Source organism: Mycolicibacterium sp. XJ2546, from assembly GCF_053483195.1.
This window is the reverse complement of sequence record NZ_JBEFRW010000008.1, coordinates 193,086-219,293: the sequence shown is the minus strand read 5'-3', so window position 1 is coordinate 219,293 and position 26,208 is coordinate 193,086. Positions and strand designations below refer to the sequence as shown.

27 protein-coding genes and 1 pseudogene are annotated in these 26,208 nt (G+C 67.5%); 8 read left to right on the top strand and 20 right to left on the bottom strand.

All coding sequences use genetic code 11. The features are described 5' to 3' along the window. Positions 1 to 43 precede the first annotated feature (43 nt). Positions 44 to 253 (bottom strand): annotated as a pseudogene (locus tag ABQE44_RS15775) (WhiB family transcriptional regulator); the annotation flags it as partial. A gap of 111 nt (positions 254 to 364) precedes the next feature. Here ABQE44_RS15775 and ABQE44_RS15770 point away from each other — a divergent pair. Together ABQE44_RS15770 and ABQE44_RS15765 are read left to right on the top strand one after the other, a co-directional pair. Continuing rightward, a complete protein-coding gene (locus tag ABQE44_RS15770) occupies positions 365 to 1,285 on the top strand; it encodes an MBL fold metallo-hydrolase (RefSeq protein WP_448391964.1) in 921 nt (306 codons plus the stop codon). Continuing rightward, the gene (locus ABQE44_RS15765; protein WP_448430741.1) at positions 1,276 to 2,511 is read left to right on the top strand and encodes an SLC13 family permease; all 1,236 of its coding nucleotides are present in this window, start codon (positions 1,276 to 1,278) and stop codon (positions 2,509 to 2,511) included. The genes ABQE44_RS15770 and ABQE44_RS15765 overlap by 10 nt, the downstream gene beginning before the upstream one ends. Before the next feature lie 21 nt (positions 2,512 to 2,532). Here the strand turns inward: ABQE44_RS15765 and rlmB are convergent, their stop codons facing one another. The 4 genes from rlmB to carD are packed head-to-tail and all read right to left on the bottom strand — an operon-like array spanning position 2,533 to position 5,899. Next, on the bottom strand, positions 2,533 to 3,465 hold the full coding sequence (rlmB, locus tag ABQE44_RS15760; protein ID WP_448391962.1) for a 23S rRNA (guanosine(2251)-2'-O)-methyltransferase RlmB: 933 nt from the start codon (positions 3,463 to 3,465) through the stop codon (positions 2,533 to 2,535). After that, positions 3,466 to 4,857 (bottom strand): cysteine--tRNA ligase, encoded by a 1,392-nt coding sequence (gene cysS, locus ABQE44_RS15755; RefSeq protein WP_448392052.1) that lies wholly within the window; start codon positions 4,855 to 4,857, stop codon positions 3,466 to 3,468. 38 nt (positions 4,858 to 4,895) lie between these two features. Next, entirely contained in the window at positions 4,896 to 5,402 is a 507-nt protein-coding gene (ispF, locus tag ABQE44_RS15750; RefSeq protein ID WP_448430739.1) for a 2-C-methyl-D-erythritol 2,4-cyclodiphosphate synthase, read from the bottom strand. Positions 5,403 to 5,410: 8 nt separating this feature from the next. After that, positions 5,411 to 5,899, bottom strand: a complete 489-nt coding sequence (carD, locus tag ABQE44_RS15745; RefSeq protein WP_046752935.1) for an RNA polymerase-binding transcription factor CarD — start codon at positions 5,897 to 5,899, stop codon at positions 5,411 to 5,413. 258 nt (positions 5,900 to 6,157) lie between these two features. Between carD and ABQE44_RS15740 the strand changes: the two genes are divergently transcribed. From ABQE44_RS15740 to disA, 3 genes are all read left to right on the top strand, one after another. Then, positions 6,158 to 6,733, top strand: a complete 576-nt coding sequence (locus ABQE44_RS15740; protein ID WP_448391960.1) for a copper chaperone PCu(A)C domain-containing protein — start codon at positions 6,158 to 6,160, stop codon at positions 6,731 to 6,733. A 68-nt stretch (positions 6,734 to 6,801) separates the two neighbouring features. Next, positions 6,802 to 8,181 (top strand): DNA repair protein RadA, encoded by a 1,380-nt coding sequence (gene radA / locus ABQE44_RS15735; RefSeq protein ID WP_448391959.1) that lies wholly within the window; start codon positions 6,802 to 6,804, stop codon positions 8,179 to 8,181. 25 nt (positions 8,182 to 8,206) lie between these two features. Continuing rightward, positions 8,207 to 9,325: a DNA integrity scanning diadenylate cyclase DisA gene (disA, locus tag ABQE44_RS15730; protein ID WP_448430738.1), complete on the top strand. Its 1,119-nt coding sequence runs from the start codon at positions 8,207 to 8,209 to the stop codon at positions 9,323 to 9,325. 78 nt (positions 9,326 to 9,403) lie between these two features. Here disA and ABQE44_RS15725 read toward each other — a convergent pair whose 3' ends face one another. Further along, positions 9,404 to 10,165 (bottom strand): hypothetical protein, encoded by a 762-nt coding sequence (locus ABQE44_RS15725; RefSeq protein WP_448391957.1) that lies wholly within the window; start codon positions 10,163 to 10,165, stop codon positions 9,404 to 9,406. 58 nt (positions 10,166 to 10,223) lie between these two features. Further along, the gene (locus ABQE44_RS15720) at positions 10,224 to 10,844 is read right to left on the bottom strand and encodes a carbonic anhydrase (protein ID WP_448391956.1); all 621 of its coding nucleotides are present in this window, start codon (positions 10,842 to 10,844) and stop codon (positions 10,224 to 10,226) included. Between ABQE44_RS15720 and ABQE44_RS15715 the strand changes: the two genes are divergently transcribed. After that, a complete protein-coding gene (locus ABQE44_RS15715; RefSeq protein WP_448391955.1) occupies positions 10,843 to 11,715 on the top strand; it encodes an HhH-GPD family protein in 873 nt (290 codons plus the stop codon). The genes ABQE44_RS15720 and ABQE44_RS15715 overlap by 2 nt on opposite strands. Positions 11,716 to 11,724: 9 nt before the next feature. On the opposite strand, the gene ABQE44_RS15710 is transcribed toward ABQE44_RS15715, so the two are convergent. Then, positions 11,725 to 12,699 carry a GlxA family transcriptional regulator gene (locus tag ABQE44_RS15710; RefSeq protein ID WP_448391954.1) on the bottom strand — a complete coding sequence of 325 codons (975 nt, stop codon included), beginning with the start codon at positions 12,697 to 12,699 and terminating at the stop codon, positions 11,725 to 11,727. Between the two features lie 14 nt (positions 12,700 to 12,713). Beyond that, on the bottom strand, positions 12,714 to 13,496 hold the full coding sequence (locus ABQE44_RS15705) for an alpha/beta fold hydrolase (protein ID WP_448430736.1): 783 nt from the start codon (positions 13,494 to 13,496) through the stop codon (positions 12,714 to 12,716). Positions 13,497 to 13,550: 54 nt separating this feature from the next. Here ABQE44_RS15705 and mhuD point away from each other — a divergent pair, with 54 nt between their 5' ends. After that, positions 13,551 to 13,874, top strand: coding sequence for a mycobilin-forming heme oxygenase MhuD (gene mhuD / locus ABQE44_RS15700; protein ID WP_448391952.1), 324 nt, complete (start codon positions 13,551 to 13,553; stop codon positions 13,872 to 13,874). Continuing rightward, positions 13,861 to 15,216, top strand: coding sequence for a serine hydrolase (locus ABQE44_RS15695; RefSeq protein ID WP_448391951.1), 1,356 nt, complete (start codon positions 13,861 to 13,863; stop codon positions 15,214 to 15,216). Before mhuD ends, ABQE44_RS15695 begins: the two co-directional genes overlap by 14 nt. Position 15,217: 1 nt before the next feature. On the opposite strand, the gene ABQE44_RS15690 is transcribed toward ABQE44_RS15695, so the two are convergent. From ABQE44_RS15690 to ABQE44_RS15640, 11 genes are all read right to left on the bottom strand, one after another. Further along, positions 15,218 to 15,769 (bottom strand): histidine phosphatase family protein, encoded by a 552-nt coding sequence (locus tag ABQE44_RS15690; RefSeq protein WP_448430734.1) that lies wholly within the window; start codon positions 15,767 to 15,769, stop codon positions 15,218 to 15,220. Then, positions 15,766 to 16,572 carry a CbtA family protein gene (locus tag ABQE44_RS15685; protein ID WP_448430733.1) on the bottom strand — a complete coding sequence of 269 codons (807 nt, stop codon included), beginning with the start codon at positions 16,570 to 16,572 and terminating at the stop codon, positions 15,766 to 15,768. Before ABQE44_RS15685 ends, ABQE44_RS15690 begins: the two co-directional genes overlap by 4 nt. Before the next feature lie 17 nt (positions 16,573 to 16,589). Further along, positions 16,590 to 16,805, bottom strand: coding sequence for a CbtB domain-containing protein (locus ABQE44_RS15680; protein WP_448391948.1), 216 nt, complete (start codon positions 16,803 to 16,805; stop codon positions 16,590 to 16,592). 212 nt (positions 16,806 to 17,017) lie between these two features. Continuing rightward, positions 17,018 to 19,561 carry an ATP-dependent protease ATP-binding subunit ClpC gene (gene clpC1 / locus ABQE44_RS15675; RefSeq protein ID WP_448391947.1) on the bottom strand — a complete coding sequence of 848 codons (2,544 nt, stop codon included), beginning with the start codon at positions 19,559 to 19,561 and terminating at the stop codon, positions 17,018 to 17,020. A gap of 275 nt (positions 19,562 to 19,836) precedes the next feature. After that, complete coding sequence (gene lsr2, locus ABQE44_RS15670; protein WP_427059480.1) at positions 19,837 to 20,178, bottom strand: histone-like nucleoid-structuring protein Lsr2; 342 nt, start codon at positions 20,176 to 20,178, stop codon at positions 19,837 to 19,839. 112 nt (positions 20,179 to 20,290) lie between these two features. Further along, positions 20,291 to 21,802 carry a lysine--tRNA ligase gene (gene lysS, locus ABQE44_RS15665; RefSeq protein ID WP_448430731.1) on the bottom strand — a complete coding sequence of 504 codons (1,512 nt, stop codon included), beginning with the start codon at positions 21,800 to 21,802 and terminating at the stop codon, positions 20,291 to 20,293. 11 nt (positions 21,803 to 21,813) lie between these two features. Next, positions 21,814 to 22,629, bottom strand: a complete 816-nt coding sequence (locus ABQE44_RS15660; RefSeq protein ID WP_448391945.1) for a type III pantothenate kinase — start codon at positions 22,627 to 22,629, stop codon at positions 21,814 to 21,816. Between the two features lie 4 nt (positions 22,630 to 22,633). Continuing rightward, entirely contained in the window at positions 22,634 to 23,041 is a 408-nt protein-coding gene (panD, locus tag ABQE44_RS15655) for an aspartate 1-decarboxylase (protein ID WP_448391944.1), read from the bottom strand. Next, positions 23,041 to 23,973, bottom strand: a complete 933-nt coding sequence (gene panC, locus ABQE44_RS15650; protein ID WP_448430729.1) for a pantoate--beta-alanine ligase — start codon at positions 23,971 to 23,973, stop codon at positions 23,041 to 23,043. Before panC ends, panD begins: the two co-directional genes overlap by 1 nt. Next, a complete protein-coding gene (locus ABQE44_RS15645; protein ID WP_448391942.1) occupies positions 23,970 to 24,893 on the bottom strand; it encodes a Rossmann-like and DUF2520 domain-containing protein in 924 nt (307 codons plus the stop codon). The genes panC and ABQE44_RS15645 overlap by 4 nt, the downstream gene beginning before the upstream one ends. A 93-nt stretch (positions 24,894 to 24,986) precedes the next feature. Then, complete coding sequence (locus tag ABQE44_RS15640; protein ID WP_448391941.1) at positions 24,987 to 26,198, bottom strand: DUF6779 domain-containing protein; 1,212 nt, start codon at positions 26,196 to 26,198, stop codon at positions 24,987 to 24,989. Between the last annotated feature and the right edge of the window lie 10 nt (positions 26,199 to 26,208).

Sequence of the window (26,208 nt, the reverse complement as noted above, 5' to 3'; positions counted from 1 at the left end):
CGGCTTCCCCGGCTTCGCCGTCGCTTGGACGCGTCGATTCCGCCGCACGCTCCATCGGGGTCGTCGCACCCCAGATACCGTGCGGTTCCCCGGATGTGACCGCATAACGCAGACATTCGCGACGGACCAGGCACGCCCGGCAGATGCGCTTCGCGTGCTCCTCGCACTCGGTCTTGCGCCTGCCGCGTACGCCGTCGGCGACGAAGAAGACCTCGGTGGGCATGCCGCGGCAGCGTGCATGACGCTGCCAGTCGGCCGGACGATGGTCCGACATTCGCCCTCCTTTCCCACCCGTACTGTAAACGATAATCATTTTCAGTAAGAACCCGGGGTCGGATGCCCAAGCTGCGCTTAGAGTTGCGTCATGCGTTTGAAGCCCGGACGCCCGAAGTTGGAGCACTACGCGCGGTACTTCGACGCGCCCGCGGCGAGCGCCGACTCGGCGCTGACCGTGACCTGGGCCGGGGTCGCCACGCTGCTCGTGGACGACGGCCGCTCCGCGGTGATGACCGACGGCTTCTTCTCTCGCCCCGGGCTGCTGCAACTGGGCCTGCGCAAGCTGTCACCGTCGGCGCCGCGCATCGACGGTTACCTGGCCCGCATGGGTGTCGACCGGCTCGACGCCGTGCTGCCCGTACACACCCACTACGACCACGCGATGGACTGCGCGGTCGTCGCCGAGCGCACCGGAGCCAAGCTGGTGGGCGGCACCTCGGCGGCCCATGTCGGTCGTGGTGGGCGGCTGCCGGAAGACCGTCTGTTGGTCGTCGACCCCGGCCGACAGGTCAGCCTCGGCGGCTACGACGTGACGCTGGTCGAAAGCCGGCACAGCCCGCCCGACCGCTACCCCGGCGTCATCACCGAACCGGTCGTGCCGCCGGTGAAGGTGTCGGCATACCGGTGCGGCGAAGCGTGGTCCACGCTGCTGCACCACCGCGCATCGGGGCGGCGCCTGCTGATCCAGGGCAGCGCGGGCTTCGTCCGAGGCGCGCTGGCGGGTCAGCGGGCCGAGGTGGTCTGCCTGGGCGTCGGCCAACTGGGTCTGCAGCCGGAGCGCTACCTCGTCGACTACTGGACCGAGACCGTTCGCACTGTTGGCGCCCGCCGGGTGCTGCTCATCCATTGGGACGACTTCTTCCGGCCTCTGCACAAGCCGCTGCGGACGCTTCCGTATGCGGTCGACGATCTGGATGTCTCGGTGCGGGTGTTGTCGCGACTGGCCGCCGAGGACGGCGTCAAGCTGCATCTGCCCACGCTCTGGCAGCGCACCGATCCGTGGATCTGACGCTGGCGCTGCTCGCGCTGGTGGTCGTGGTGTTCTTCGCGGCTGTTCGCCCGCATCGGTGGCCCGAGGCGATCGTCGCGGTACCCGCGGCCGCGATACTGATCGGGTTCGGGGTGATCTCCGAATCCGACGCACTCGAGGAGGTCAACCGGCTGCTGCCGGTCGTCGGCTTTCTGGCGGCGGTGCTGGTGCTGGCCCGGTTGTGCGACGACGAAGGAGTGTTCCGCGCCGTCGGGGCAGCCCTGGCACGCACCAGCGCCGGTAACCAGAGTCGGTTTTTCTCAAGGGTATTCGTTGCCGCGGCGATGACGACCGCGGTGTTGAGCCTGGACGCCACGGTGGTCCTTCTCACCCCGGTGGTGCTGGCGACAGCGCGCATGCTCTCCGTGCCGCCCAAAGCCCACGCCTACGCCACGGCGCACCTGGCCAACAGCGCCTCCCTGCTGCTTCCGGTATCGAACCTGACGAACCTGTTGGCGTTCACCGCGGCCGGGATCTCCTTTCTGCATTTTTCCGCCGTGATGGCACTGCCCTGGCTCGCGGCGATAGCCGTCGAGTTCGTGGTGCTGCGTTGGGTTTTCGCCGACGAGCTTTCGGTCGCCGCGCCACAACTGAGCACCGGCGAACCGGTGCACGTGCCCGTAGTTCCGCTAGTGATCCTGGGGTTGACGCTGCTCGGTTTCGGTGTCGTCTCGATGTTGGGGTTCTCGCCGGCATGGGCGGCGCTGGCCGGGGTGGTGGTGCTCGGCGGGCGCGGGCTTCGACGGGGCACCAGCAGCGTGCGCGGCATGGCAGCGGCCGCGGATGTGCCGTTCCTGGTGTTTGTGCTGTGTTTGGGTGTGGTGGTCGCCGCGGTGATCACCAACGGTCTCGGTGGCGCGTTGCGCGACGTGCTGCCGAGCGGTCACGGCCTGGCCGCGCTGTTGGGGCTCGCGGCGGTGGCCGCGGTGCTTTCCAACGTGGTCAACAACCTGCCTGCCGTGCTGGTGCTGCTGCCGCTGGTGTCCTCGCCTGCGGCCGTGCTGGCCGTCTTGATCGGGGTGAACATCGGACCTAACCTCACCTACATCGGGTCGCTGGCCAATCTGCTGTGGCGCGGTGTGGTCCGTCGCGAGATCCCGTTGCGCGCAGGAGAATTCAGCCGCGTCGGGCTGTGCACCGTTCCGCTGACCCTCGTGGTCTCGGTGCTGGCGCTGTGGCTGAGCATCAAGCTGTTCGGCGTGTGACTCCCCCTTTGCCGCAGTAGTTCAGCTGCGGCGCTGGCGGGCGATCTCGGCGAGCACCACACCGGCGGCCACCGACGCGTTCAGCGACTCCGTCGGTCCCGCCATCGGAATTGATACCACGGTGTCGCAGTTCTCGCGGACCAGGCGTGACAATCCCTTGCCCTCCGAACCGACCACCACGACCATCGGCCCGGAGCCGTCGAGTCCGTCGACCGTGGTGTCGCCCCCGGCGTCCAGGCCCACCACCTGCAGGCCCGCGTCGGCCCAATTCTTCAGCGTCCTATTGAGATTCGTAGCCCGTGCCACCGGGAGCCGCGCCGCCGCGCCTGCGCTGGTGCGCCACGCCACCGCCGTGACCGATGCCGACCGCCGCTGCGGGATCAGCACGCCGTGGCCGCCGAACGCGGCGACCGATCGCACGATCGCTCCGAGGTTGCGGGGGTCGGAGATGTTGTCCAATGCCACCAGCAGCGCCGGGCCGCCATCAGCGGTCGCGGCGGCCAGCAGATCGTCGGGATGGGCGTAGACGTATGGCGGCACCTGCAGCGCCAGACCCTGATGCAACCCGTTGGCTGCGATGCGGTCGAGGTCGTGACGGGGCACCTCGAGGATCGAGATGTTCGAATCGGCAGCGATGCGAACGGATTCGGTCAACCGCTCGTCGGCCTCCGCCCCGAGCGCAACGTATAGCGCGGTGGCGGGTACGCCAGCGCGCAGGCACTCCAGCACCGGGTTGCGGCCCAACACGACCTCGGTGTCGTCGGTTTTGCGGGCCGGGCGCCGCGCAGCCTTGGCGGCTCGTTTGGCCGCGGGGTGATTCGGCCGCTGGTGGGCGGGCGGGGTGGCACCGCGGCCCTCCAGCCCGCGTCGGCGTACACCACCGGACCCGACCGTCGGCCCCTTCTTGGTCCCGGGCTTGCGCACCGCTCCGCGGCGCCGTGAATTTCCAGCCATCTACTTCGTGTACCCGTCCAGCAGCGTCCACTGCGGTCCGTCGGCGGTATCGGTGACCTCGATGCCGGCTTCCTTGAGCCGGTCGCGGATCGCGTCGGCCTCCGCCCAGTCCCGTCGTTCCCGGGCGTCTTGGCGGCGCTGGATCTCACCGGCGACCAGCACCTCGACGGCCCGCAGCGCGGCCGACGTCTCGTCCTTGGACTCCCAGCGCTCGTCGAGGGGGTCGGCGCCGAGGATGCTCAACATCGCCCGGATCGACATCGCCTGGGTGAGCGCGGTTTCGTGGTCACCGGCGTCCAGCGCCCGGTTTCCATCCGCGCGCGCAGCGTGTACTTCGGCCAGCGCTGCGGGGACCGCGAGGTCGTCGTCGAGCGCGGCAGCGAACGCGGGTGTCCATTCACCGGGCGTGACGGCGCCGACGCGGTTTCGCACCCGGTGCAGGAAGTCCTCGACGCCGGTGTAGGCGCGGGCGGCGTCGGCCAACGCGGTCTCGGAGAACTCGAGCATCGAGCGGTAGTGCGCGCTGCCCAGGTAGTACCGCAGTTCGGCGGCCCGGACCCGTTGCAGCACAGCGGGAATCGCGAGCACGTTACCCAGCGACTTGCTCATTTTCTCGCCGCCCATGGTGACCCAGCCGTTGTGCAGCCAGAACCGCGCGAACCCATCGCCTGCGGCCTCGGCCTGCGCGATCTCGTTCTCGTGGTGCGGGAACACCAAATCCATCCCGCCGGCGTGGATGTCGAACTCGGCGCCGAGGTAGGCCTCGCACATCGCCACGCACTCGGTGTGCCAACCCGGTCTGCCCCGCCCCCACGGCGTGGGCCAGGACGGCTCACCGGGTTTGGCGCCCTTCCACAGCGTGAAGTCACGTTGGTCGCGTTTACCGCTAGCCACACCCTCGCCCTGGTGCACGTCGTCGATCCTGTGACCGGACAGCTTGCCGTACTCGGAAAGGCTGAGCACGTTGAAGTACACGTCGCCGCCGGCGGCGTAGGCGTGGCCGCGATCGATCAGCCGCTCGATCAACTCGACCATCTGGGTGATGTGGCCGGTGGCGCGCGGCTCAGCCGACGGCGGAAGCACACCCAGCGCGTCGTAGGCGGCGGTGAACGCGCGTTCGTAGGTGGCGGCCCATTCCCACCACGGCCGGCCCGCGTCGGCGGCTTTGGTGAGGATCTTGTCGTCGATATCGGTGACGTTGCGGATGAACGCGACGTCGTAGCCCTTGGCCATCAGCCAGCGTCGCAGCACGTCGAACGCCACGCCGCTGCGGACGTGCCCGATGTGCGGCAGGCCCTGCACGGTCGCGCCACACAGGTAGATCGACACGTGACCGGCTTTGACCGGCACGAAATCGCGGACGGCACCGCTCATGGTGTCGTGGAGCCGCATGGCAGGGGCTCCGGCGCGATTGGTCACGACGCGCCAGCTTACCGGCCTATTTGTCCAGATCCCGCATCGGTGACCACGAGGGCGGTGGCGATCGCGGCCAGGCCCTCACCGCGCCCGGTGAACCCGAGGCCGTCGGTCGTCGTCGCCGACACCGAAACCGGGGCGCCCAACAATTCCGAGAGCACCTTCTGCGCCTCGCCGCGTCGTGGACCGACCTTGGGTTGGTTGCCGATCACCTGGACGGCGGCGTTGCCGACGCGGAAGCCGGCGCTTTCGAGGAGTCCGCGCACATGGCGCAGCATGTCGGCACCGCTCACACCGCGCCATTCCGGCCGGCCGGTGCCGAAAACCTCACCGATGTCGCCCAGCCCGGCGGCAGAAAGCAGCGCGTCGCACAACGCATGCGCGGCCACATCACCATCGGAATGGCCGGCGCATCCGTCGGCGTCATCGAAGGACAGACACAGCAGCCGGCACGGCCGCCCGGCTTCGATGGGGTGAACGTCGGTGCCGAGCCCGACTCTCGGCAGGCTCTTCGCCGACATCTCAGCCGTCAGGAGGCGGCGGCCAGAACCTCGTCGAGGATGCTCGACGCCTTGGCGTCGTCGGTGTTCTCAGCCAGTGCTAGCTCACCGACGAGAATTTGGCGGGCCTTGGCCAACATCCGCTTCTCGCCTGCGGACAGACCGCGTTCCTGGTCCCGGCGCCACAGGTCACGAACCACTTCGGCGACCTTGTTGACGTCCCCAGAAGCCAGCTTCTCCAGGTTGGCCTTGTACCGGCGCGACCAGTTGGTCGGTTCTTCGGTGTGCGGAGCACGGAGAACCTGGAACACCTTGTCCAGTCCCTCCTGGCCGACCACATCGCGCACCCCGACATACTCAGCGTTCTCGGCGGGCACTCGAACCGTGAGGTCCCCTTGGGCAACCTTCAAGACGAGATATTCCTTTTGCTCGCCTTTAATGGTTCGGGTTTCAATCGCTTCAATCAACGCAGCACCGTGGTGGGGATAAACAACGGTGTCTCCGACCTTGAAAATCATCAGTTTCGAGCCCCTTTCACATCTCAATGTTAGCACGGGGGCAAGACACGCGTGCACCAACTGTGCAGGTCAGGGGCACCGCAGGTGGCGGTCAGGGGTTGACACATTGATGAATACGTGCAAGGCCGCGACCCTTTAGGGCTCCCACCTGAGGTTGGGTCCGCCCTCGGCTACCGCCTGCTTCGAGCACCTACTACTGTGCATAGTCGAATCCCGCGACCGTGTTCGGTCGCCTCGACGGTCGAGCAGGAGGCACGTGTGGACCGTTTCAAAATGGCCGCTAGCGGGCTGGCCGCCGCCGTCTTAGTCGGCGGAGCGCTGGCTGGCTGCAGCGCCGGGCAGGTTTCGCAGACCGCGACGCAGGAGCCGGCGGTCAACGGCACCAGCGCAAACGTCGGCGAGATCGCGCTGCGCAACATCCACCTGCAGATCACGCAGACGTCGGACTACGTCCAGCCCGGCACCGACGTCGAGTTGGTTTTCCTGGCGTCCAACCAGTCGCGGGAGGTCGACGACAAACTGTTGGCCGTGAGCTCCGAGGTGGGCTCGGTGACGCTGACCGGTGACACCGCCGTTCCGGCGGGCGGTGTGCTGGTCGTGGGTGCACCGGACGGGCAGATCACGCCGCTGGAGGGTGTGGAGGCCGCCGAGGCAGCTGAGGCCACGGTGTCGCTGACCAAGCCGATCACCAACGGGCTGACCTACGACTTCACCTTCAACTTCGAGAAGGCCGGCGAAGCCACCGTCGCGGTGCCGTTGTCCGCAGGTGAGGCACCGCGCCGCGATCCCGTGCAGGACAGCGGCGAGGCAGGCGGCCACTCGGGCGGTCACTGACCGCGTCAAGAGGCGACACGGCAGTTCAGCGCGCCGGTTCTGTCGGTACGCGACGCTAACGTCACAGCGTGGCCAAAGCTCAGCGTGCGCAGTATCGCTGCTCGGAATGCCACCATCTGACACCGAAGTGGGTGGGCCGCTGCCCGGAGTGCGGCACGTGGGGCACCGTCGACGAGACGACCGTGCTGGCCGCGGTCGCCGGAGCCCCTGTTCGGCGCGCCGTCGCCCCCACCTCACCGGCCGTTCCGATCAGCTCCATCGACCCGGGCCGCACCCGGCACTTCCACACCGGCGTCGCCGAACTCGACCGGGTGCTCGGCGGCGGGCTGGTGCCCGGCTCGGTGACGCTGCTGGCCGGCGATCCCGGCGTCGGCAAGTCGACGCTACTGCTGGAGGTCGCACACCAGTGGGCGACGGCGGGCAAACGCGCGCTGTATCTGTCCGGTGAGGAGTCCGCGGGCCAGATCCGGATGCGGGCCGAGCGCACCGGCTGCACACACGACGAGGTCTACCTGGCCGCCGAATCGGATCTGTCGACAGCACTCGGCCACATCGAGGTGGTGCAGCCCAGCCTGGTGGTCGTCGACTCGGTGCAGACCATGTCGACCACCGAGGCCGACGGCGTCACCGGCGGCGTCACCCAGGTGCGCGCGGTGACCACCGCGCTGACCAACGCCGCCAAGACATCCGGCGTCGCGCTGATTCTGGTCGGCCACGTCACCAAGGACGGCGCCATCGCCGGTCCGCGCTCACTGGAGCATCTCGTCGACGTCGTGTTGCACTTCGAGGGTGACCGCGCGTCGGCGCTGCGTATGGTCCGCGGCGTCAAGAACCGGTTCGGTGCCGCCGACGAGGTCGGCTGTTTTCTGTTGCACGACAACGGAATCGAAGGTGTGGCCGATCCGTCGGGGCTGTTTCGCGACCAGCGACCCAAACCGGTGGCGGGCACCGCGATCACGGTGACGCTCGACGGTAAGCGGCCGCTGGTCGGTGAGGTACAGGCGCTGATCGGACCCGCGGCCAACGGGACGGCGCGCCGCGCGGTCAGCGGCATCGACTCCGCACGCGCCGCGATGATCACCGCCGTGCTCGACAAACACGCCCAGCTGGCCGTCAGCGGTCACGACATCTACCTGTCCACGGTCGGGGGCATGCGGCTGACCGATCCGTCGGCGGACCTGGCGGTGGCGGTCGCGATCGCGTCGTCCTCGATGAACCTGCCGGTGCCCGCGGCCGTGGTCGCCATCGGTGAGGTCGGCCTGGCCGGAGACCTGCGCCGCGTCGCCGGGATGGATCGTCGGCTGGCGGAGGCCGCGCGGCTGGGATTCACCCGCGCCGTGGTGCCGCCGGGGGTGTCATCGGTGCCGGCCGGGTTGCGCGCGATCACGGCCGACAACATCGGCGCGGCATTGCGGGTTTTGCGGGATATCAGCAAAGATAACGGTTAACGGCGGCCGATCCTAGGAGGGGACGATGGCCGTGAAAGCGGGCGGCCGGTCTGGGCGCACTGTGGTGCCGTTGGCCAGACCCACCATGCGCGAGACGCTTGCCCGGCTCGCCCCAGGTACCGCCCTGCGCGACGGCCTGGAACGCATCCTGCGCGGCCGCACCGGGGCCCTGATCGTTATCGGGTACGACGACAGCGTGGAGGCCATCTGCGACGGCGGTTTTTCGCTGGATGTGCGCTACGCGCCGACTCGGCTGCGTGAACTGTCGAAGATGGACGGCGCCGTGGTGCTCTCCAGCGACGGCAGCCGCATCCTGCGGGCCAACGTGCAGTTGGTGCCCGACCCGTCGATCCCCACCGAAGAGTCCGGCACGCGGCACCGCTCCGCGGAGCGCACGGCCATCCAGACCGGCTATCCGGTGATCTCGGTGAGCCATTCGATGAGCATCGTGACGGTCTACGTCGCCGGTGAGCGTCATGTGGTGCCCGATTCGGCGACCATCCTGTCGCGCGCCAACCAGACCATCGACACGCTGGAGCGCTACAAGACCCGCCTCGACGAGGTCAGCAGGCAGTTGTCGACGGCCGAGATCGAGGACTTCGTGACGTTGCGCGATGTGATGACGGTGGTGCAGCGACTCGAGATGGTGCGCCGCATCAGCCTGGAGATCGACGCCGACGTGGTCGAGCTGGGCACCGACGGACGTCAGCTCAAGCTTCAGGTCGAAGAGCTGGTCGGCGACAACGATGCCGCGCGCGAGCTGATCGTGCGCGACTACCACGCCAACCCGGATCCGCCGACCGCCGCGCAGGTGAGCGCAACGCTGGAAGAACTCGACGGGCTATCGGACAACGAGCTGCTCGACTTCACCACGCTGGCAAGGGTTTTCGGATATCCATCGACGGCCGAGGCGCAGGATTCAGCGATGAGCTCGCGGGGCTACCGGGCGATGGCCGGTATTCCACGGCTGCAGTTCGCACACGTCGATCTGCTGGTGCGCTCGTTCGGTTCACTGCAGGGCTTGTTGGCGGCCAGCGCGGGCGATCTGCAGTCGGTGGATGGCATCGGCTCGATGTGGGCGCGCCATATCCGCGAGGGCCTGTCGCAGCTGGCCGAGTCCACGATCGCCGACCGGCTGGCGTAATTTCTGCGTCGAGATGGACGTCTTGGCGCGATTTCCTCGCACGTTCCCGCTCGTTTGTCCCTTTCGGCGCGAAGGGAGTCAGCCGGCGGTCGGGGCCGGGCCGGGCAGCGGTGCGCCCTCGGCGTGCGGCACCTGGGCCTGCTCGGCGAGGACGAACGGCACCGTCGCCGACCGTAGATTGCCCAGCTGCACAACCAGGTTGTAGGTGCCGGGCCCGATGGGCTCACGCGGCAGCGGACATGACGGCGCAGAACTCATCCCGGTCCAGGTCACCTCGGTGGTCACCTGCTCACCCGGCTGGAACGTCTTGACCAGCGTCTCGTTTGACGGCGCACAGTCCAGGTTCGACCACAGCCGGTTGTTGTCCAAGCCGTACACGTAGGCGGCCAGCACGGCGGCGCCGACGTCACGTTTGCACGACACCAAGCCGATGTTGGTGACGACCATGGTGAACTTCGGCTGATCGCCGACGATGTACTGCGGCTGGTTGGTGATCCCCTTGACCGCGAGTGTCGAGTCCGGGCAGTCGTCGCCCTCCTTGAGCACCGGCGGCGGGGTCACCGCGGCGGTCGGCGTCGGTTCCAGCTGCGGAGCCGCTTGCGGCGGCGGCATGACCGGCGACTTGACCTCGGGGTCCTCACCGGGCAGCGGCGGCGGCGCCTCGGCGCTGGGGACCGCCTGCTCGGCGTTGGCGCTTTCCGACGAGCCGGTGTTGGCCACGATCGCCACCACGATCGCCGAGATCACGCCGATCACCAAGACCGCCAGGCCAAGCGCCAGCGCCCTGCGCCGCCAGTAAATCTGCGAAGGTAGCGGGCCTTGCGGTTCCAGATCCAGCACAGGCTCACGATAAGTCCAGGTCACGCCCAGTTGTCCGAGGCGGCCCGGCGTGTCGCGCTCAGGCTTCGCCGATGTCGCCCAGGTGATCCCGCAACCCGACCCGCCCGTCGGCCAGGTGGTAGGTGGCGCCGACGATTGCCAGCGTGCCCGCCGCCACCCCGTCGGAGATGGTCGTCGAACGCGCCATCAGCTGTGCGCCGGTCTCGATGACGTGCCGGGCTTCGAACTCATCGACCCTGGTCAGGCCGTCGCGACGGCCCAGCAGGATCGACGGCATGACCCGCTCGACGATGTCGCGGACGTACCCACCGGGCACCACACCGTCGTCGAGGGCCGCCAGCGTCGCCTTGACCGCCCCGCAGCTGTCGTGGCCGAGCACCACGATCAACGGCACGTCGAGCACCGCCACCGCATACTCGATCGAGCCGAGCACCGCGGCGTCGATGACGTGTCCGGCCGTGCGCACCACGAACATATCGCCGAGGCCCTGGTCGAAGATCAGCTCGGCGGCCACCCGGCTGTCCCCGCATCCGAACACGACCGCGGTGGGCGTCTGCGTCTCGGCCAGGCTGGTGCGGTGCTCGATTCCCTGGCTCGGATGCACGGGTTTGCCCGCCACGAACCGCTCGTTACCTTCTTTGAGTGCTTTCCAAGCGGTTACCGGGCTGGTGTGGGGCATGACTGATATTGTGCCCCACCTGCTCGATTGGTATGACGGCGCGTGTCGCGATCTGCCGTGGCGGCGACCTGGCGTGACGCCGTGGCAGGTTCTGGTCAGCGAGTTCATGCTCCAGCAGACGCCGGTCGCGCGGGTACAGCCGGTGTGGGAGGCGTGGGTGGCGCGCTGGCCCACGCCGTCGGCGACCGCCGCCGCCAGCGCCGCCGACGTGCTGCGCGCGTGGGGCAAGCTCGGCTATCCGCGCCGCGCCAAGCGGCTGCACGAGTGCGCGACGGTGATCGCCGCCGAGTACGACGACGCGGTGCCCTCGGATGTCGAAACCCTGTTGACGCTGCCCGGCATCGGCGCATACACCGCCCGCGCCGTCGCCTGTTTCGCCTACCAGCAGCGGGTGCCTGTGGTCGACACCAACGTCCGCCGGGTGGTGACGCGGGTGATCCACGGCCGCGCGGACGCCGCGGCCTCGGCGCGCGACCTTGCCGACGTCGCGGCGCTGTTGCCGGAAAGCGACGCGGCGCCGAAGTTTTCGGTTGCGTTGATGGAGTTCGGTGCGACGGTGTGCACGGCGCGCGCCCCGCGGTGCGGCGGGTGTCCGCTGACCACGTGCGCCTGGCGTTCACGTGGGTATCCGGCGTTGCCGACCCCTGCGCGACGGCCGCAGCGATATGCGGGCACCGACCGTCAGGTCCGCGGTCGGCTACTGGACGTGTTGCGCGGCAACGACTCTCCGGTCACCCGCGCCCAGCTGGACGTCGCATGGGTGACCGACACCGCGCAGCGCGACCGCGCGCTGGACTCGCTTCTGGTCGACGGGCTGGTGGAGCAAACCCCCGATGGCCGCTTCGCGCTCGCCGGGGAAAGCGAGTCCTGACGCCGAGCGTCAGGCGCTGGCCGCTTCGCCTGCTGCGCCACAGGCGAACCGGCGCCGGTAGTCCGACGGTGTCACCCCGATGATCCTGCGGAAATGATGTCGCAGCAGCGTCGCGGTGCCGAAGCCCGACCGCTCGGCGATCCTGTCGACGTCGAGGTCGGTTTCCTCGAGCAACCGGCGCGCGTACAGCACCCGCTGGTCGGTCACCCACTGCATCGGGGTACGCCCGGTCTCCTCGACGAACCGGCGGGCGAACGTGCGAGCCGACATGTGCGCACGCGCCGCCAGGGCCGCGACAGTATGCGGCCGGTCGAGGTTGGCCAATATCCAATCAAGATGCGGCGCAAAGCGTTCCGAACATCGCACCGGAATCGGCTGATCGATGTACTGGCGCTGACCGCCGTCCCGCTGCGGTGCCACCACCATGCGCCGGGCGATCTTGTTGGTCACCTCGCTACCGAGTTCGCGGCGCACCAGATGAAGGCAGGCGTCGATCCCCGCGGCGGTGCCCGCGCTCGTGATGAGGTTGCCGTCGTCGACGTAGAGCACGTTGCGGTCGACCTTGGCGGTCGGATACTCGCGGGCCAGTTCGTCGGCATGCATCCAGTGCGTCGTGCACGGTCTGCCGTCGAGCAGGCCGGCCGCCCCGGCGACGAACGCACCCGAGCACACCGTGAGGATGATCGAACCGGCATCGGCGGCCGCCCTGACGGCGGCCAGCGCGCCGGGCAGGTACTCCGAGCCCCCGATCGCGGGGATGGTCACCAGGTCCGCACCGACCAGGTCGTCCAGGCCGTGCTCGGGCGTCAGCGTCGCGCCGATCGAGGTGGCGATGGGCCGTCCCGGTTGGGGCCCGCAGACCTTGAAATCGAAGTTCGGCACGCCGTCTGCGGACCGGTCGATGCCGAAGACCTCGCAGATGACGCCGAACTCAAACATCGCCAGACCGTCGAGCACCAGCGTGGATACGCTCTTCAAGGGCATGGCAGCATTTTATCTCAACGAACCTTTCCTGCCACTGATTTTTCGCGTTGATTGGGCGACAGAAACGACTCCACCGCCTGCCGGTAGACGTCCGGCGCATCGTCGTGGACGAGATGGCCGGCCTCAGGAACAGCCAGATACGTTGTCTGGCAACCGGTCACGGCCATACGCCGCATCTGCCCCGACGGTGTGACCGAGTTACCCGCCTCGATCAGCAAGGCGGGTGCGCGCACGGCCTCCCACTCGCGCCAGTAGTCGCGGTTGCCCCATTCGGCGGCGATCTCGATCCACACCTTCGGGTGCCCGTGCAGCCGCCAACCGGTTTCCGTGCGATCGAAGGCCTCGAGGAAGTACTGGCCCGCGACCGGTCCGAACTCGTCGTACACCCGTTGGGCCGATTCGAATTCCACGGGCAGGGCGTGCAGCCACGGTTCCCATGGGCCGGTGGTGCGGCCGCGGAAGTCGGGCGCCATGTCCTCGATGACAAGGGCCTCGACCAGGTCGGGGTGCGTCGCGGCCAGACACCAGGAGTGCAGCGCGCCCATCGAATGCCCGATCAGAATCGCGGGCCTGCCGATCTCTGCCACCGCGTCGCCGAGGTCGGAGACGAACCGCTCGGTGCTGATCGGGTGCGGGTCGTCGACGTCGCGGCCCCGGTGCCACGGCGCGTCGTAGGTGTACACCGCGCCGAGCCGGGTCAACCACGGCAGCTGACGAGACCAGGTGCTGCCGCGTCCCATCAGGCCATGCACCAGCACCAGCGGACGGCCCCGGCCGCCGCGCGACGTCAACAGCATGCCGACATCATCACGCCTCCGACGGCGTCGCACCCATTCGGTAGCCTGATTCGCATGCCAAGCCAAAACCCCGTGGTGAAGATCAACGCAATCGAAGTCCCTGCCGACGCAGGCCCCGAACTGGAGAAACGCTTCGCTAACCGGGCTCACGCCGTCGACAACCAACCCGGTTTTCTTGGCTTTCAGCTGCTGCGTCCCATCAAGGGTGAGGACCGCTACTTCGTGGTGACCCAATGGGAGTCCGAAGAGGCGTTCCAGGCGTGGGCGACCGGGCCAGCCATCGAGGCGCACAAGGGTCAACAGGCTAACCCGGTGGCTACCGGCGCATCCCTACTGGAGTTCGAGGTCGTCCTTGACGTTGCGGGTGGCAGTAAATAACGGCAAGGCTGACCCGCGCCGCGCCACCGGCCTAGCGGTTGCGGTCGCGCTCGTCATCGCGTTGGCCGGATGCGCCCAGAGCGCTCCTCCACCGGCCGATGCGGCATACGGCGTGCCGATCGAGATCAACACTCCACAGGGTCTGCGGGCCAAGCAGACCATGGACATGCTGAACTCGGACTGGCCGATCGGTGAGGTCAGCGTGCGTACCCTGGCCGCACCAGGCGAGGTCGACGACATCGGGGTGCAGCTCGACAAGATCTGGTGGGATCGTCCGTTCACCGTGACCGGTGTGGACATCGGTGCCGGCCAGGCCACACTCGACGTCGTGACGTCCTACGGCGTCGAGCAGCAGATCACGTTGCACACCGACGACGCAGGCATGGTCGACGAGCTGGACGTGTCGCTGCAGCCACCGGCGATCGACAGCTGGTCAGACATCGACGCCGAGTTGACGAAGTCCGGGGCGCGTTACTCCTATCAGGTGTCCAAGGTGCGGCCCGGCAGCCGCGACTGCACCGTGGTGGAAGGCACCAACACCGACCTGTCGTTGCCGCTGGCATCGATCTTCAAACTCTATGTGCTGCTGGCGGTTTCCGAAGCGGTCAACGCGGGCACCCTGGACTGGACCGACTCACTGACCATCACCGAACGGGCTAAGGCCGTCGGCTCGGCCGCCCTCGAGGACCTTCCGCCTGGTGCTCAGATATCGGTCAGAACCGCTGCCCAGCACATGATCTCGGCAAGCGACAACATGGCCACCGATCTGCTGATCGATCGGGTGGGCACGGGCGCCGTCGAACATGCGCTCATCACCGCAGGCCACCATGACCCGGCGAGCATGACCCCGTTCCCGACGATGCACGAGTTGTTCTCGGTCGGATGGGGCAAACCCGATCTGCGCGACGAGTGGAAGAGCGCCTCCCGGGAGGGCCGTGCCGCCCTGCTGCAGCAGACCAATTCGCGTCCTTATGAACCGGATCCGCAGCGCACCCACACACCCGCATCCGAGTTCGGGGCCGAGTGGTACGGCAGCGCCGAAGACATCTGCCGGGTGCACGCCGCTCTGCAAGCCGGCGCGGTCGGCAAGGCCGCACCGGTGAAGGACATCCTTTCCGCCATCCCCGGCATCGACCTGGACCGGTCGAAGTGGACGTATATCGGCGCCAAGGGCGGAAACCTGCCAGGGGACTTGACGTTCAGTTGGTACGCCGTGGACCACACCGGCCAGCCCTGGGTCGTCAGCTTCCAGCTGAACTGGCCGCAATTCCGCAGCCCGACCGCGGCGGGCTGGCTGCTGTCGATCGCACACCAGACCTTCGACCTGGTGCCGATCGGCTGACCTACCGACCGGAGCGCAGCGTCCAGGCGTGCCCGCGGTAGTGCAGAACGGTGCGGCTCATCGGTGCAATGTCGATGCGCCAGAACGATTTCGGAGGCGCGTCGAGCGCTGCCAGCACGGCCGCTCGCACCACGGCGGGGTGGGTGACCGCGACCAGCCCGCCGCGACGCTCGGGCAGCGAGCCCATCCAGTCGCGCACCCGATCGGTCAATTCGACGACACTCTCACCACCGTGCGGGGCCCGCGTCGGGTCGGTCAACCAGATCGCCAGGTCATCCGGGCGCAGCCGACCCAGCACATCGCCTCGCCAACGGCCGCAGTCGAGGTCAGACAGCCGCGGTTCGACCGAGGCCTGCAGGCCGAGCAGATCCGCGGTTTGGCGGGTCCGCTTCTCGGGCCCGCAGACCGCGGCGTCGACCGTGCCGAGGTCGGTCGACGCGGCGATCTGACGATGGCCCACGGAGTTCAGCGCCTCGTCGGTGGGAAACCGGCCAGCCGCCATCGCGTCGGTCATGGCGTGTGACACGAGGGTCAGCCGGACGACTTCGGTCATGCCGGGATGGAGTTCTCCTGCCGCTTGGGCTCCAGCAGCCGGGCCGCCATGGCGCCGAACACCAACGCGATCGTCAGGTACAGCACGATCAGGGTGCCCAGCGAGTAGAGCCGAAACTCGTACAGATCATTGGCCGGGAAGCCTTCGTAGACCATATTTCCGGCCGCATCCAGCAGCGGTCCCGGCGTCTCGTCGATGGTCGGCAGGATCAGCATCACCACCGCGACGGCCACCACGTAACCACCGGCGGCCACCAGCGCGCCGTTCCACGCGCCCAGCCGCTCGGCGAGCCGCCGCCCCGCATACACCGCGCCCACCAACAACGCGGCGGAGACCACGACCATCAGCAGGTACAACAGCGTGCGCTGGCGGAGGGTCTCGTCCAGGCTCAGCGCGGGCGGGCTGGGCGGATACTTCAGCGCCGGAACGACGAAGAGGCTCAACACCATTCCGCCTCCCACGTACAGCGAAAGCAGCCGCGCCGAGATGTTGCCGACACGGCCGTACGTCACCGCGAACACCACCGCGAACAGCGCTCCGATCGCGACGCTGAACGCCAGCACCCCGAAGCCCATACCGATGTTGGCCTGCACGCCGCGGGTGAACCCTTCGAACGCGTCACCGCCGTGGTGGTGGTGATGGCCGCCGTGGCCGCCGATCGCCTCCTGTGCGGCACCGACGCCTTCTTCATAGCCGATCGCCCGTTCGATGACGGGTTCGACGAAGATCCTTGCGAACAGGAATGCGAACACGCCAGCCACGGCGCCGGCCAGCAGCCCGCGCCCGATTATCTGCTTTTCCATTCTTTTCGACCAGGCGATCAGTGGCAGGGGAAGCCAAGCAGGTGGCGGGCGTCGTGTACGAACTCGTGAAGGACGGTGTTGTTGCCGAACACCGAAGTCGCGCCCTGATCCATCCCGACGAAGTAGATGACCAGCAGGGCGAAGAACGCGGTCAACGTCAGCCAGGCGACTGCCTTGGCCGCCGAGAAGTCGATGGCAGGGGCGATCGACCTGCGGGCCTCAGGTGAGGTCATTTCGGTGTCCTTTCGGGGATTTTCGCGTCCCGGTTCAAGGTGGACGACAGGCGTGGGGTCTGACTTGACACAGTGGCGCGACCGTTCTGGATTCTCACCAGATTCCTCTGCCTGCCGATTACATCGCACATCCTAAGCAATCGCCTGTCGAATGGAGACTCGGGAACGCAAAAACCCCCGAACCACAGCTCGGGGGTCTTCGCGTAATGGAGTTATTCGGCCACGCTGGTGGCGCCTGCCGCACCGGCTTGCGCGAGGTCGGGCTCTTCCACCTTGGCCGGCTTCTTGGTGCCGGTGAAGGTGAACACCGCGTCCTCGCCAGCGCCCTCGCCGTCCCAGTTCTCGACGTCGACGGTGACGAGCTGGCCGGGTCCGATCTCCTCGAACAGGATCTTCTCCGACAGCTGGTCCTCGATCTCGCGCTGGATGGTGCGCCGCAGCGGCCGAGCGCCGAGCACCGGGTCGAACCCCCGCTTGGCCAGCAGCTGCTTGGCCCGGTCGGTCAGCTCCATCGCCATGTCCTTGGTCTTGAGCTGCTCGCCGACCCGACTGATCATCAGGTCGACCATCCGAACAATCTCATCCTCAGTGAGCTGGTGGAAGACGATGATGTCGTCGATACGGTTGAGGAACTCCGGCCGGAAGTGCTTCTTGAGCTCGTCGTGAACCTTCTGCTTCATCCGCTCGTAGTCGTTGTCACCGCCGCCCTGGGTGAAGCCCAGCCCGACCGCCTTGGAGATGTCCTTGGTGCCCAGGTTGGACGTGAAGATCAGCACGGTGTTCTTGAAGTCGACCGTGCGACCCTGACCGTCGGTGAGCCGGCCGTCCTCCAAGACCTGCAACAGGCTGTTGTAGATCTCCTGGTGGGCCTTCTCGATCTCGTCGAAGAGCACCACGCTGAACGGTTTACGCCGCACCTTCTCGGTGAGCTGACCGCCCTCCTCGTAGCCCACGTACCCCGGCGGGGCACCGAACAGCCGCGACGCGGTGAAGCGGTCGTGGAACTCGCCCATGTCGATCTGGATGAGCGCGTCGTCCTCGCCGAACAGGAAGTTGGCCAGCGCCTTGGACAGCTCGGTCTTCCCGACGCCGGACGGGCCGGCGAAGATGAACGAGCCCGACGGCCGCTTGGGATCCTTCAGCCCGGCACGGGTACGCCGGATCGCCTTGGAGACGGCCTTGACGGCGTCCTCCTGGCCGATGATCCGCTTGTGCAGCTCATCCTCCATGCGCAGCAACCGAGTGGTTTCCTCCTCGGTCAGCTTGAACACGGGGATACCGGTCCAGTTGCCCAGCACCTCGGCGATCTGCTCGTCGTCGACCTCGGCGACCACGTCCAGATCGCCAGAGCGCCACTGCTTCTCCCGCTCGGCACGCTGAGCGACCAGCTGCTTCTCCTGATCGCGCAGCCGCGCTGCCTTCTCGAAGTCCTGCGCGTCGATCGCGGACTCCTTCTCCCGGCGGGCGTCGGCGATCTTCTCGTCGAACTCGCGCAGGTCGGGCGGCGCGGTCATCCGGCGGATCCGCATCCGGGCGCCGGCCTCGTCGATCAGGTCGATCGCCTTATCCGGCAGGAACCGGTCGTTGATGTAGCGGTCGGCCAGCGTGGCCGCCGCAACCACCGCACCGTCGGTGATCGACACCCGGTGGTGGGCTTCGTAGCGGTCGCGCAGCCCCTTGAGGATCTCGATGGTGTGCTCCACCGTCGGCTCCCCGACCTGCACCGGCTGGAAGCGGCGCTCCAGGGCGGCGTCCTTCTCGATGTACTTGCGGTACTCGTCGAGCGTGGTGGCGCCGATGGTCTGCAGCTCGCCGCGGGCCAGCTTCGGCTTGAGGATGCTGGCCGCGTCGATGGCGCCCTCGGCGGCACCGGCCCCGACCAGCGTGTGCAGCTCGTCGATGAACAGGATGATGTCGCCGCGGGTGTTGATCTCCTTGAGCACCTTCTTCAGGCGTTCCTCGAAGTCACCGCGGTAGCGGCTGCCGGCCACCAGCGAGCCGAGATCGAGCGTGTAGAGCTGCTTGTCCTTCAGCGTCTCGGGGACCTCGCCGTGCACGATTGCCTGTGCGAGGCCCTCGACGACGGCGGTCTTGCCGACGCCGGGCTCACCGATCAGCACCGGGTTGTTCTTGGTGCGCCGGCTCAGCACCTGCATCACCCGCTCGATTTCCTTCTCCCGGCCGATGACCGGGTCGAGCTTGCCCTCCATCGCGGCGGCGGTCAGGTTGCGGCCGAACTGGTCGAGCACCAGCGAGGTGGACGGGTTGCCCGCCTCGCCGCCGCGGCCGCCGGTACCGGCCTCCGCGGTTTCCTTGCCCTGGTATCCGCTCAGCAGCTGGATGACCTGCTGACGCACCCGGGTCAGCTCGGCACCCAGCTTCACCAACACCTGGGCCGCCACGCCTTCGCCCTCACGGATCAGCCCGAGCAGGATGTGCTCGGTGCCGATGTAATTGTGGCCGAGCTGCAGCGCCTCGCGCAGGCTCAGCTCCAGCACCTTTTTGGCGCGCGGCGTGAAGGGAATGTGTCCGGACGGCGCCTGCTGGCCCTGGCCGATGATCTCCTCGACTTGGCTGCGCACGCCTTCGAGCGAGATGCCCAGCGATTCCAGCGACTTGGCCGCTACGCCCTCGCCCTCGTGAATAAGTCCCAAGAGGATGTGCTCGGTGCCGATGTAGTTGTGGTTGAGCATCCGGGCCTCTTCTTGAGCCAGGACGACGACCCTGCGGGCACGGTCGGTGAATCTCTCAAACATCGGTGTATACCTGCTCTCCATCACATAGGTACTGCGCATGCACGCCGTACCTGCCACCCAAGTCTAGAGGGCGTCCGCCGCAGCTGCGTCGCCTGCCGATCGGTACGGAGGGGCGATGCAGTAACGACTTTGTGCGCCATAGGCCTTGTACCCGGCGCTGCCTATGCCAACGCCCACGTCGCCCAAAACGTTTCCGGCGATCGGCGCTGACCGGTTCGCGGTAAGCGAACGATTGGTGGAGCTCGATCTTCCCTGGGCGTTTGGGCGATGGCTGGCTACGTTGCCGCGTGAAAGGCGTCGATGATGTCGGCCGGGATGCGTCCGCGGGTCGAGACGTTGTGGCCGTTGCGACGTGCCCACTCCCTGATCGCGGCGCTCTGCTCACGATCGATGGCCGCACGACCGCGGCCCGACCCCGCCGAGCGGCCACGGCGGCGACCACCCACTCGACGACCGGCTTCCACCCATTGCTTCAAGTCGTTGCGCAACTTCGCGGCGTTCTTCGAAGAAAGGTCTATCTCGTAACTCACACCATCAAGGCCGAATTCAACGGTCTCGTCGGCGGTGCCTTCGCCGTCGAAATCATCGACCAGCGTGACAGTCACTTTCTTCGCCATTTACCTACGCCCTTCTCGTTGAGAACTAGAATGATACTTTAGTTCTCGAAACCCTGGAACCAATCTGCCATATGCGGCGGCACCATTCAACAAGACCGGAAATCGAACCGGTTCAGGACCCGTGGCGTCGAACAATCGGGAACAAAACCGTCTCCCGAATCGATAGGCCCGTCAATGCCATCAACAACCTATCAATACCCATTCCGGTACCCGTCGACGGTGGCATCGCGTACTCCAACGCGGTGAGAAAATCCTCATCGAGGGCCATTGCTTCGTCATCACCGGCGGCCGCGGCGCGGGCTTGGGCTTCAAACCTTTCGCGCTGTATTACCGGATCGATGAGTTCAGAGTATCCGGTGGCAAGTTCAAAGCGCCGGATGTAGAGATCCCATTTTTCGGTGACCCCCTCGATGTCGCGATGCGCACGGGTCAACGGTGTCGTTTCAACCGGAAAGTCGCGGACGAACGTGGGCGCCCAAAGCGTGTTGCCGACGGTGTGTTCCCACAGTTCCTCGACCAATTTCCCATGCCCATACCCGCGGTCGCGAGGAATCTCCGCATCGAGTCGGTCGGCGATCTCCCATAACTTCTCGGCCGGTGTTTGGGGGGTGATCTCTTCTCCGAGGGCTTCCGACAGAGATGGATACATTTGAATGCTCTGCCATTCACCGTCCAGATCGTAGGTACTGCCATCCGGCAATGGCACGTTTCTGGTGCCGAGAGCCTCGTCGGCGACCTCCTGAATAAGCTCACGGGTGACGGCGGCGGAATCGTCGTAGGTGCCGTACGCCTCATATGTCTCGAGCATCGCGAATTCTGGCGAATGCGTCGAATCCGCGCCCTCGTTTCGGAACACCCGATTCAACTCGAAGACCTTCTCGAAACCGCCGACCAGGGCCCGTTTGAGGAACAGTTCCGGCGCGATCCGTAGATACAAGTCCGTGTCGAGGGCATTTGAGTGGGTGACGAAAGGTCGCGCGGCCGCGCCACCGGCCAATGTCTGCAGCATCGGCGTCTCGACTTCCAAAAAGCCGCGCCGTTCCAGCGCTGAACGCACCGCCCGTACCACCGCGACTCGCTGACGAGCGATCGTGCGTGCTTCCGGGCGCACGATCAAATCGACATAACGCTGCCGCACCCGCGCTTCTTCGCTCATTTCCTTATGTGCGACGGGAAGTGGGCGCAGCGCTTTGGAAACAATTTGCCAGGAATCGGCAAGCACAGAAAGCTCACCGCGCCGGGAGCTGATCACCTCGCCGTGGACGTACACGATGTCGCCGAGGTCGACGTCGGATTTCCAGGCGTCCAGCGATTCCTGGCCGACCTTGTTCAGGCTCAGCATCGCCTGCAGCTGGGTGCCGTCACCTTCCTGCAGCGTGGCAAAGCACAGCTTGCCGGAGTTGCGCGCGAACATCACCCGGCCGGCGACGCCGACGAGCTGGCCCGTCTCGGCGTCGGCGGTCAGATCCGGGTAGGCCTGCCGGATCTCGGCCAGGGTGTGGGTGCGGGGGACTTCGACCGGGTAGGGGTCTGGACCGTCGGCCAGCAGCCGCTCGCGCTTGGCCTGACGGATCCGGTACTGCTCAGGAATGTCGGCGGCGTCGGGGGAATCAGCTGAGGTCACGTCGTGCCAGCCTAACGGGCTTGCTTGAGGCGGCCCCGCTGGCTGTCGCGGTTGCGTTCGAACACCAGGCGCAGACCGCCCAGCGTCAGATACTGGTCGTAATGCTCGACGGTGCGCATATCGGGCAACAGCAGCGGCGCGGTGTGACCCGTCGCCACCACGGCGACGTCGGAACCCGCGAAGCCGTCCACGTCGTCGCGGACCCGCTGCACCAGGCCGTCGACCAGGCCGGCGAACCCGAACACGGCACCGGCCTGCATGCACTCCACGGTGTTCTTACCCACCACCGACCGGGGCCGGGTCAGCTCGACGCGGCGCAGGGCAGCCGATCTGGTGGCCGAGGCGTCCGAGGAGACCTCCAGTCCCGGCGCGATGGCCCCGCCGAGGAACTCGCCCTTGGCCGAGACCACGTCGACGCAGATCGACGAACCGAAGTCGACGACGATGGCCGCGGTGCCGTACTTGTGGAAGGCGGCCAAGCAGTTGACGATGCGGTCGGCGCCGACTTCCTTGGGGTTGTCGACCAGCAGCGGGATGCCGGTGCGCACGCCCGGTTCGATCAGCACGTGCGGCACCGACGGCCAGTACTGGCCGAGCATCTCGCGCAGCTCGTGCATCACCGACGGCACGGTGGACAGGGCGGCCGCCCCGGTCAGCTGTTCGGAGTCGTCACCGATCAGGCCGTCGATGGTCAGCGCGAACTCATCGGCGGTTACCTCCGGTTCGGTCCGAATCCGCCAGTGCTGCACCACCTTTGCATGGTCACCGGAACCGGATATCAGGCCGACGACGGTGTGGGTGTTGCGAACGTCGATCGCGAGCAGCACACGATCACCGCGACGACATCAGCTCGGCCGCGTCGGCCGGCACATGGGCGGGATCGTGTCCGAGGTCGACCTGCTTGTTGTCGGCGTCGACGAACACGATCCTGGGCTGGTAACTGCGCGCTTCGGCGTCTTCCATCGTGCCGTAGGCGATCAGGATCACCAGGTCACCGGGGTGGACCAGATGTGCAGCCGCACCGTTGATCCCGATCACCCCGCTGCCGCGTTCACCGGTGATCGCATACGTCACCAACCGGGCACCGTTGTCGATGTCGACGATGGTGACCTGCTCACCTTCGAGCAGATCCGCGGCGTCCATCAGATCGGCGTCGATGGTGACCGACCCAACGTAGTGCAGATCCGCCTGCGTGACCGTCGCACGGTGGATTTTCGATTTCAGCATGGTCCTTAACATCAATTTCTCCATGGAAGTTCGTGTTCGTCGTATTCCACGTGCGGGCCCGGGCCCGACGGCACCCCGATGTCGATCGCGATGTTGTCGAGCAGCCGGGTGTCGCCCAGCCGCCCGGCGATGAGCATGCGGCCCGCACCCGTGGTGGGCGCTGGCCCCAGCGTCGGATCCCGCACCTGCAGGTAGTCGACCTTGATGGCGGGCACCTCGTCGAGCACCGCATGGGCGGCGTCCAGCGCCGCGGCCATTCCTTCTCCCGCCGCGTACCTGCCTGCCAGCAGCGCTGCCGAAAGCGCGCCCGCCTGCTCACGTTGCACCGGGTCGAGGTAGCGGTTGCGCGACGACAGCGCCAGCCCGTCGGCCTCCCGCACGATCGAGACACCCACCACCGCAACGTCGAGGTTGAAGTCGGCGACCATCTGGCGGATAAGGACGAGCTGCTGGTAATCCTTCTCGCCGAAGTACGCGCGGTCCGGTTTGACGATGTTGAGCAGCTTGAGGACCACCGTCAGGACACCCGCGAAATGCGTAGGCCGCGAAGCGCCTTCAAGCTCCCCGCCGAGCGGTCCCGGCTGCACGCAGGTGCGGACACCGTCGGGGTAGATATCGGCGGCGGTCGGGGTGAACGCGATCTCCACGCCTTCCTTGCGAAGCGCGGCGAGGTCGTCGTCGAGCGTGCGCGGATAGGCGTCGAGGTCCTCGTTGGCGCCGAACTGCAGCGGGTTGACGAAGATCGACACCACCACGACAGCGCCCGGGACGCGTTTGGCGGTGCGGATCAGCGTCAGATGGCCCTCGTGCAGGGCACCCATCGTCGGCACCAACATCACCCGACGCCCGGTGGCGCGCAACGCCCTGGTGACGGCGGAGACGTCGCGCGGGTCGGAGTAGACGTTCAACTCGCGGGCGGTGAACTGCGGTGTGCGCCCGGTCATGAGCGTCCGGCTTCCTGCAATACCGCGAACACCTCGTCGGGGGCGTGGGCGCGCTGCGCGGTACGCAGCGAATTGGCGCGATAAGCCTGTTCCAGTTGCGGTTCCACTTCGGCGAGGGCCTGCAGATGGCCGGCGACCGCGGGTGCGTCGCCGCGGGCGACCGGACCGGTCAACGCGGCCTGTCCGCGCTGCAGCGCGTTCTCCAGCGAGGCCCGCGCGAGCGGCCCGACGACCCGCTCCGCGATACCACCCGGGGCGTTGTCGACGAGTTCCTGGCCGAGCAGTTCCTGGCCCCACAGCGCCGAACGCAGCGCTTCGAGCGCGTCCAGAACGACGGTGACCAGGTGGTTGCTGGCGTGCGCCAACGCTGCGTGGTATAGCGTGCGGGCGTCTTCGCGGACCCGGAACGGCTCACCGCCGATCTCCAGCACCAGCGACTGGGCGATCGCGTACCCCACCTCGTCGGCGGCGGTGATGCCAAAGCAGGCCTCGGGCAGCCGGTCGATGTCCTCGTCGGCGCCGGTGAACGTCATCGCCGGATGGATTGCCAGCGGGATGCAGCCCTGCTTGGTCAACGGGGCCAGCACAGCCACCCCGTTGGCGCCGGAGGTGTGCACGACGATGGTGCCCGGACGCACCACCCCGGTGGTGGCCAGCCCCGACACCAGCCCGGCGAGTTCGGTGTCGGGCACGGTGAGCAACAACAGCTCGGCGCGGGCGGCGACCTCGTCGACCGGCAGCACCAGGGTGTCGGGCAGCCGACGGCTGGCGCGGTCGCGGGATACGTGCGAGATGGCGTTGCAGGCCACCACGACATGCTCTGCCCGCTCCAGCGCCACTCCCAGCGCAGAACCCACCCGACCAGCAGAAATGATGCCGATCGTGAGCCGCGCGGGGCGGAAGACGTCGGGCGTCGGCATGCAGCGACCTCGCTGAGTGTAAGAAATACCTACGTTCCAGTCCCGCGATGCGGGTACCAGACGGTCAGACCAAATAATAACTGACTGATCAACTCACTCTTCGCGGCGGCGCCGACGGCCGCCTCCGGTCGGGCTGGCTTGCAGCCGGGCGAGCAGTTCGGCGACCGACTGACCGCCGGTATCGTCGTCGGCGCTGCGTCGGCGCCGACGCGGCATGGGCTGCTCGGGTTCGGCGGGCGCCTGGGGCGGCGCGGCCGGGCGACCGGGGTCGGCGGCCTCGGCCGGCACCGAGTGCCTGCCCCGGCGCGGCAGGTCGTCGACCGGTGGCGGCGGGGCCTGCGGCGGTTCCGGTGCGCGACGCCTGCCGACGTACTCCTCGGTGGGGCGGTCCTGCTCGACCGGAGCCGCCCAGTTGCTACCCGGCGATCCAGGGGGCAGCCATTGTCCGTCGGCCGGTGCGGGCCGCCACCCGGTCGGGGATGGTTCGGGCTCTTCCAGTGGGGCCCAATCGAAATGGGCGCTGCTGGGTGCGGCCGGCTCAGGTTCGGGCGCAGGCGGGGGCGGCGGCGCGGCTTGCGGTGGCGGCGGCGGCGGGGGTGGTGGTGTCCACGTTCTGGGTTCTTCGGCGTACTGAGGCCGTTCCCCGGGCTCGGAGGTTCTGCGGTGCGCGCCTCCGGCGCTGGCCGGCGGCACCCATTCGAACTCGGGCGGATGGGGTTCGGCGGCGACGTCGATGATCGGGCTTTCATCGGTGCGGGTGGTGAGGTCGTCGCCGTAGTCGGCGTCGACGCGGCCGGGGCGTTCGTCGTCACGCGCCCAGTCGCTGTAGGCCCGTACGGTCGTGCGTTCGGTCTCCAGCGCGGGCCGGTCCGACAGTTCGGCGTCGAACAGGATCTCCAGATTGCTGCGCAGCGCGGCCAGTTCGGCCCGCAGGGCGGCCACCTCGTCGGCGGCCTGGGCGCGCATCTCGGCTGCGAGCTCACGACGCAGGTGGGTCTCCACCGACAGCTCGTACTCGCGGCGGGCCGAAATCTCGCGCTCCAGCTGCAAGTCGTAGACCAGCTTGAGGTCGCGCACCTTGGCCTGATCCGTGTCGCTTTGCCTGCGGTAAATGACCGATACGAACGCCGCCACCACAGCGGCCCACAACGCCAGGATCACAGCGAGTTTGAGCAATTCCACCCGGTTGGTGAACACCAACGCAGAGCTGGCCGCGATCGCAAGGACCAGCAACGCACTCAGCAGGACCCAACCCGGCCTGCGGCCGCTGCGCCGCGGGCGGGCGCTGCGGGGCAGATCGGTCATGCGCCGACTG